Source organism: Nostoc sp. FACHB-888, from assembly GCF_014696655.1.
In the GTDB taxonomy this organism is placed as follows: domain Bacteria; phylum Cyanobacteriota; class Cyanobacteriia; order Cyanobacteriales; family Nostocaceae; genus Nostoc.
Genome location: NZ_JACJQM010000214.1, coordinates 1 through 6,594 on the forward strand (window position 1 = coordinate 1; position 6,594 = coordinate 6,594).

Annotated in this window: 5 protein-coding genes; all 5 read left to right on the top strand. The window is 36.5% G+C overall.

The genetic code is table 11. The features are described from left to right. The first annotated feature begins 369 nt into the window (after positions 1–369). Positions 370–1,086 carry an SDR family oxidoreductase gene (locus H6G26_RS36920; protein WP_190736471.1) on the top strand — a complete coding sequence of 239 codons (717 nt, stop codon included), beginning with the start codon at positions 370–372 and terminating at the stop codon, positions 1,084–1,086. 81 nt (positions 1,087–1,167) lie between these two features. Next, positions 1,168–1,884, top strand: coding sequence for an NHLP leader peptide family RiPP precursor (locus H6G26_RS36925; protein ID WP_190736485.1), 717 nt, complete (start codon positions 1,168–1,170; stop codon positions 1,882–1,884). Positions 1,885–2,415: 531 nt separating this feature from the next. Next, positions 2,416–4,032, top strand: coding sequence for a GMC oxidoreductase (locus tag H6G26_RS36930; RefSeq protein ID WP_190736487.1), 1,617 nt, complete (start codon positions 2,416–2,418; stop codon positions 4,030–4,032). Positions 4,033–4,179: 147 nt separating this feature from the next. Beyond that, positions 4,180–4,929 (top strand): SDR family NAD(P)-dependent oxidoreductase, encoded by a 750-nt coding sequence (locus H6G26_RS36935; protein ID WP_190736489.1) that lies wholly within the window; start codon positions 4,180–4,182, stop codon positions 4,927–4,929. A gap of 375 nt (positions 4,930–5,304) precedes the next feature. After that, positions 5,305–6,519: an ISL3 family transposase gene (locus tag H6G26_RS36940; RefSeq protein WP_199327253.1), complete on the top strand. Its 1,215-nt coding sequence runs from the start codon at positions 5,305–5,307 to the stop codon at positions 6,517–6,519. The last annotated feature ends 75 nt before the right edge of the window (positions 6,520–6,594 follow it).

Below are 6,594 nucleotides of genomic sequence, written 5' to 3' on the forward strand. Positions count from 1 at the left end.
CTATGAGTCTCTCAGGAGTCTGTGGCAAAAAATTACTCTTCAATACGCTGTTAGTTTAACAATTCTACTTTTTGATTTAAATAAATAAATTTAAAAGATAGTTGGATACAGGCTATAACCGAAAGAATGCAAACTTTCTTCAAAAATTTAACCCTTGCAACTGTGTTTTGTAATTTCTATAATAAAGTCAATTAAAGGTTGCAATCAACAAAAATAGCTAAAGAATTGTAGTTGTTGTTATTTTGATTTAGACAACAAGTACTAAGTAACTACACTTTTTCCGCTATTAATCCAGTTATTAGGGAGAAAAGATTAGAATCGGCGAAGTCCAAATCAACATATTCATTGACAGAATTAAAGGAGAAGTGAATGACTTTACAAAACAAAGTTGCTATTATCACCGGGGCTAGTGGTGGTATCGGCGAAGCAGTTGCCAAGGAGCTAGACGCAGCGGGCATGAATTTAGTGCTCACAGCGCGATCGCAAGATAAACTTGAACACCTCGCGTCAAATTTGCAACATGCCAAAATCGTTCCCGGTGAGATCACAAACCCTGAATTGCCACAAAAATTGGTAGATTTTGCCATCCAAACCTTTGGCCAACTTGACGTAGTTTTTAACAATGCAGGCGTGATGACTGTAGGGCCAATTGAAGTTGTCGATATCGAAGCAATCTGTCAAATGGTTCGAGTCAACGTAGAAGCTGCTTACAGAATTGGCTACACAGCGCTCCGGCACTTCAAAGAATCTGGTAGTGGATTTTTAATCAATACTTCAAGTATTGCTGGGCTAAAAACAGTTCCCCAACTAGGTGCTTACTGCGGTACCAAATTTGCGATCGAGGCCTTTACAGATTCCCTCCGCGTGGAACTTGCAGGAACCGACATTCGTGTATCAAGCATTGCCCCAGGTACTGTAGATACGGGCTTATACGATAAATGGGGAGACCAGCAAAAGGATTTCATCTATTCAGGAGGTGTACTGCAACCAATAGACATTGCCCGTTGTGTTCGTTTCATCTTAGAACAGCCAGGTAACGTCCTTATTCCCAGGCTTTTAGTAGTTCCAGCCGCTGAGCCAGTGTAATACCAAATCCGCCTAATAGGACTTAATTTTTCTTTACTAGTCCAATCAAACCTACTTTTTTAGTTTAAAGAACAGCTAACAATGGTAACAACAAATCCTTCCTTGACAAATACCTCTACTGACTTCCCTCAAGTTAGAAAGCTTTGGTCAGGTGTAGATATTACAAATTTTGGGCCTTATTATGAGGCTTTACAAGCGCGGCTGATTGACTGTATTTGGAATGATGAATCACTCAAGCAAGAAATACTAACCAATCCAAAAGTTGTGTTTGAAAGAGAAACGGGAATCAAATTTCCTGCAAATTTAGAGGTTAAGGTTTTAGAAGAACCTGAAAAAACGTTCTATTTTGTACTTCCTGCAACTCCACCAGTTGAAGAGCATTGGTATAGATATGAACAGTTTGCTAGCTGGTGGCCAATCATTGATACTTTTTGGTATTTTTACTACCGACTTGCTGGCGCTACCAAAGCTAGAGCTTACAGAGAGTGTTTACAAGCGTTATGGATAGTTCGTTCTTGGACTAATGAAGCCTTCCGTCAAAAACTCCTTACCGATCCAAGATCCATATTTGAAGGAGAAATGGGAATACCATTTCCTGCTGATTTGAAGATTCAGTCATTAGAAGAAACCTCGAATCTCGTCTACTTTATTCTTCCCAAGAATCCGCAATTAGAGAAACTTGATGATAGTGTGACTGTTGGTGAATGGTGGAAAGCATCACATGGTTTGTGGTGGTGGTATACCTCATTGCGATTCCGACAACCAGCTATGAATACAGTAACAGGAGTAGTTGGATAAGTAATTAATGACTTAACAAAAATGCTTGATGTGAAAAATAAACGAGCCAAAGCTTTGTAAAGAGAAGTCTAAGCAGAGTCTTCCTATTATCAAAAATTCGGGAATTTTTCCATCAGTAATTAGCGTAGTTTTTCAAAGAACAAAACCTACATTTAGGCGATTGTTTATCAAAAAAATTGAAATATTGAAATACAATCGCCACTTTATTTATTAGCAACCAATACATTTACATTTTAAAAAAATATTTATTATCTACACAAAATAACTGGATTGCTATAGGGCTATGATTTGATTTCTGAAAAAGATCCGTACAACTCGAAAAGCATGATTCCATATTCTCTACTCCCGTTCGGCTACGATCACGGCAAGCCTACTCATCACTTCCCGCCTGTTACGCTTCGCACACCACGTAATAATTTCAAAAATCAAATATGATTCCTCTAGTTGAAAATTTGGAAGATTAGAATCATAATTTGTTAGTAGAAATTTCTTTTCTAGGAAACTGGGCATCATCAGATTTTGGAGAATTCTATGATTCATAAGCCTTTTAAGCGCCGCTACTTTATTCAGAGTGCTGCACTATTTTCTGCTGGTTTAGCAGGTTCATTTGCATTTCCAAATCGGACTCGTGCTAGCGATGATTATATAGACGCAGTAGTAATTGGTAGCGGTTTTGGTGGAGCTATTGCGGCTTTACGATTAGGGCAAGCTGGTATTAACACATTGATTTTAGAGCGGGGTAAGCGTTGGCCTATTACACCCAATCAAAATACTTTTGCAACTTTCGATAAACCTGACGGTAGAGCTGCTTGGCTGAGTGCAAAATCTGTATTTAACGATCCTATAGATGTGTATACAGGAGTTTTTGAAACACTAGAAGAAAAAGGAATTATTGTTGTTAATGGTGCTGGTTGGGGAGGTGGGTCGTTAGCTTATAACGCTATTACCTATAAACCTAAACGGGAAATATTTTATAAGGTTTTTGATTATTCTGTTGTTGATTATGACGAACTAGATTCGATTTACTATCCTCGAGTTCAAAAAATGCTGAAAGCATCACCAATTCCACAGGATGTTTTAGCTACTACTTACTATGGTAAAACCCGATTTTTCATGGAGAATGCAAACAAGGCCGGCTTGCCAAGTTTTTTACTAGATCTAGCTGTAGATTGGGATGTAATTCGTCAAGAAATTAATGGCTCAAAAACACCTTCTGTTATAAATGGTCAATGTTGGTGGGGTGTTAATAGCGGAGCAAAAAATAGTTTAGATCGCAACTATCTTCCTCAAGCTGAAAATACGGGTAAAGTAAATGTTTTGACTCTACATTTAGTTACAGATATTGCTAAAATACCTGGACAAGAAAATTACCGTGTTTTCTGTAATGAAATTAATGAGTCAGGAGAACTTATCAGGAAAAAAACCTTTACCTGCCGCTATTTATTTATAGCAGCTGGTTCTGTTGCGACTTCTAAGCTTTTGGTTAAAGCTAAAGCAAAAAACTCATTACCTCAATTAAATAACTTCGTTGGTAAAGACTGGGGAACTAATGGAGATAACATTACAATTAGATCGGGTTTAGCCTCTTTAACAGGTAATGGAGGAACCGCAGGTGCTGTTATTGAGCAACTTGATGGGCCAACTCCTATAGTTGTAGAGAGTCTTGAACTGGGGAATAATCCTGACGGTATACAATCTTGTCTTGGTTTAGGTATTCCTCATTCAAAGGGTAACTTTACATACGATTTATCTACAGATAGTGTTAATTTGGAGTGGCCAGGATCTGCGGATGATCGCATTGTGAAAAAGACAGAGCTTCTTTTCGCAAACCTTGATAAGAGCCTTAATACTTTTGGAAAACAACCTCGGCATCAAACCCAAGAGGGGATGATGATGATATCAAGATCCCAAAATAATACTGCTGTATCTGAAAATAACGCTGCTGCTATTACTGGTCATCCTTTAGGTGGTTGCGTTATGGGAAAAGCTTGCGATCCATTTGGACGGGTATATGGTTATCCTAGACTTTATGTTGTTGATGGTGCGCTGATTCCAGGCTCTACAGCTTGTACAAATCCTTCTTTTACCATTGCAGCTTTAGCAGAACGCTGTATGGACAAAATCATTGCAGAAGATATTAATGGTTAGCTTATCATATCTGCAAAATAAAACTTAACTCAGTCATTTACTTAACAAAGCCATGCAAATACTAATCACCATATAGAGTAACACTGCTAAATTACTGCTGAGGTTATTGATGAGCGTGAGATGGTACTTTGTGTCGGAAACACAATTATGAAAACAGAAAAAAGAGTTGCAGTTATTACAGGAAGTTCTAAAGGCCTTGGTTTTGAGATTGCCCGGCAATTAGCAAAGCTAGAAAATATTCAAGTTATCATGTCCAGTCGAGACGAAACACAGGGATTGGAAGCTCGTGGTAATTTAGTACAGCAAGGTCTTGAAGTTGACTATCTACCTTTGAATGTAATTGATGACAAAAGTGTTGTAAATTTTGTCGGTGCGTTACACAAACAGTATGGGAGAGTAGATATATTAGTCAATAATGCAGGCGTAAATTCTACAAAAGAGCCTGAAGAAAGCAGTATACTAACTGCGAAATTGGATACGGTTATCTCGTCATTTGCAGTCAATACAGTAGGTCCATTACGGATGTGCCAAGCACTGATTCCTTTGATGAAAGAGCGTAATTATGGGCGCATCGTCAATGTATCTACTGAAATGGCATCCTTGAATCTTATAAGTAATGATTTTTATGTTATTGCTCCCTCATATAGGCTGTCAAAAATTAGTTTAAATGGAGTGGCTTGTCTGTTGGCAAAGGAGTTGAAGGGCACTAATATCTTAGTCAATAACTATTCTCCTGGATGGATGAAAACTGATATTGGAGGAGCAGATGCGCCCTTGACCACAGAAGAAGGTGCAGAAACAGCTGTTTATTTAGCTACACTGCCAGATGGTGGCCCTCAAGGTGGCTTTTTTGCAGAGATGAGAAAGTTTGGCGGGCCATTTCCTTTGCCTTGGTAACAGTTACTTCAGATAATATGAGTTAATAAGCGATAATATTAAGTCCGAATAAACACTTATAATTAAGACTAATGCTAAAAGTTTTAATGATAGGCAATCAACAGGACATGATATTAAATCTTAGGATTTCTCTAGTATCCTTAATTTAGATATATGCAACCAAAGCCTGCTTTGTGCAGGCTTCTAATGATTATGAATATTTCAGAAAAATTGAGGTTCTTCAGTACTTACTATGCTAAATTATTAGTTAAAAACTGAAAACGATATTAAAATTGTATTAAAAGATTACTAAAAGCATTGCAATCATTGACATAGAATAAATATTTGTTGCTAACTGTAAATTCAATCAGATTATTTTTTAGTAAATTTACGGTCATGATCCATAAAAATGATATAAAAATCCTCACAGAGCTTCTTGATTTAGACGACATAAAAGTAATATCACATCGTCTTCATGAGGGAATTGGAATAATTTTAAAAACTGAATCGAAAAAATTAGATGCTAATTGTCCCAATTGTGGCACAAAAAGCCATAATTTACATCAAAATCATCGACATATTGTTAAAGACTTGCCCTTTGGAGAGAAACCAGTATTTTTAGAAATAAATAGGCGACAATTCAAATGCAGAAAATGTCAAAAACCATTTAGTGAACATCTCGATTTTGTGAGGAAGAAAAGAACTTATACAAAACGGCTTGCACACAAAACCATACAAGAAGTTTTAGAGAATGACATACACAGTGTAGCATCAAAAGGGATCGTTACAACCGAAGAGATAGAACGTATGTTAAAGGACGCATCTGAAGAATTATCGGAGTCAAGACCTTTAAACTTAAAAAGGCTTGGAATTGATGAGATAGCTCTAGTTAAAGGAAAGGGTCATTACTGTGCAGTACTAATAGATTTGGATGCATCTAAAGTTATTACTATGTTAAGCGATCGCACAAAAACGGTAATAGCTGAAGTACTTACAGGGTGGGGAGTTGAAGTTTTAGAGCGAATAGAAGAAGTAAGTATAGATTTATGGCAAGGGTATAAAAACTTAGTTATAGAATTAATGCCAAATGCTCAAGTCGTAGCAGATAGATTTCATGTGATGACACAGATAAACAAAGAGTTAGATACACAAAGAAAAAGAGAGAAGCGCAATGTAGAAGAATTAATCAAAAAAACAAAATTAGCAGCAGATAAAGTTGAATATCAACAAATATTAGAAGGATTAAAGAGTAGCAAATATCCGTTGCTTAAGAATGAAGATAACTTAAGCGAAGAGCAAGTGAATAAACTGATTCAACTTAAAAGTGTATCTCCAATATTGAAAGTAATGCATGAACTCAAAGAAAAATTTCGGAAAATTTTTAATAACACTAATGATTGGTATGCGGGAGTCTTTAAACTAGGCATGTGGTTGTCGAGAGCTAAAATATATTTTCCAAAAAGCAACAATACTATTATCCGTTGGTTTGATGAAGTTATTGCTTACTTTGATCATGGGACAAATAGTGGTACTGTCGAAGGAATTAATAACAAACTTAAGCTAATTAAACGTTCTGGATATGGATCAGGGCGAACGCATCTTATTTACTAATAAAAACTAAGAAAGATTTCAAAATGACATAAATAATTGTAGAAATTGAGTGAATGATAAACAAAATAAATCAAA

Coding starts and splice junctions, on each gene's coding strand:
- H6G26_RS36925 (WP_190736485.1), top strand. CDS start 1,168: ATGGTAACAACAAATCCTTCCTTGACAAATACCTCTACTGACTTCCCT.
- H6G26_RS36920 (WP_190736471.1), top strand. CDS start 370: ATGACTTTACAAAACAAAGTTGCTATTATCACCGGGGCTAGTGGTGGT.
- H6G26_RS36940 (WP_199327253.1), top strand. CDS start 5,305: ATGATCCATAAAAATGATATAAAAATCCTCACAGAGCTTCTTGATTTA.
- H6G26_RS36930 (WP_190736487.1), top strand. CDS start 2,416: ATGATTCATAAGCCTTTTAAGCGCCGCTACTTTATTCAGAGTGCTGCA.
- H6G26_RS36935 (WP_190736489.1), top strand. CDS start 4,180: ATGAAAACAGAAAAAAGAGTTGCAGTTATTACAGGAAGTTCTAAAGGC.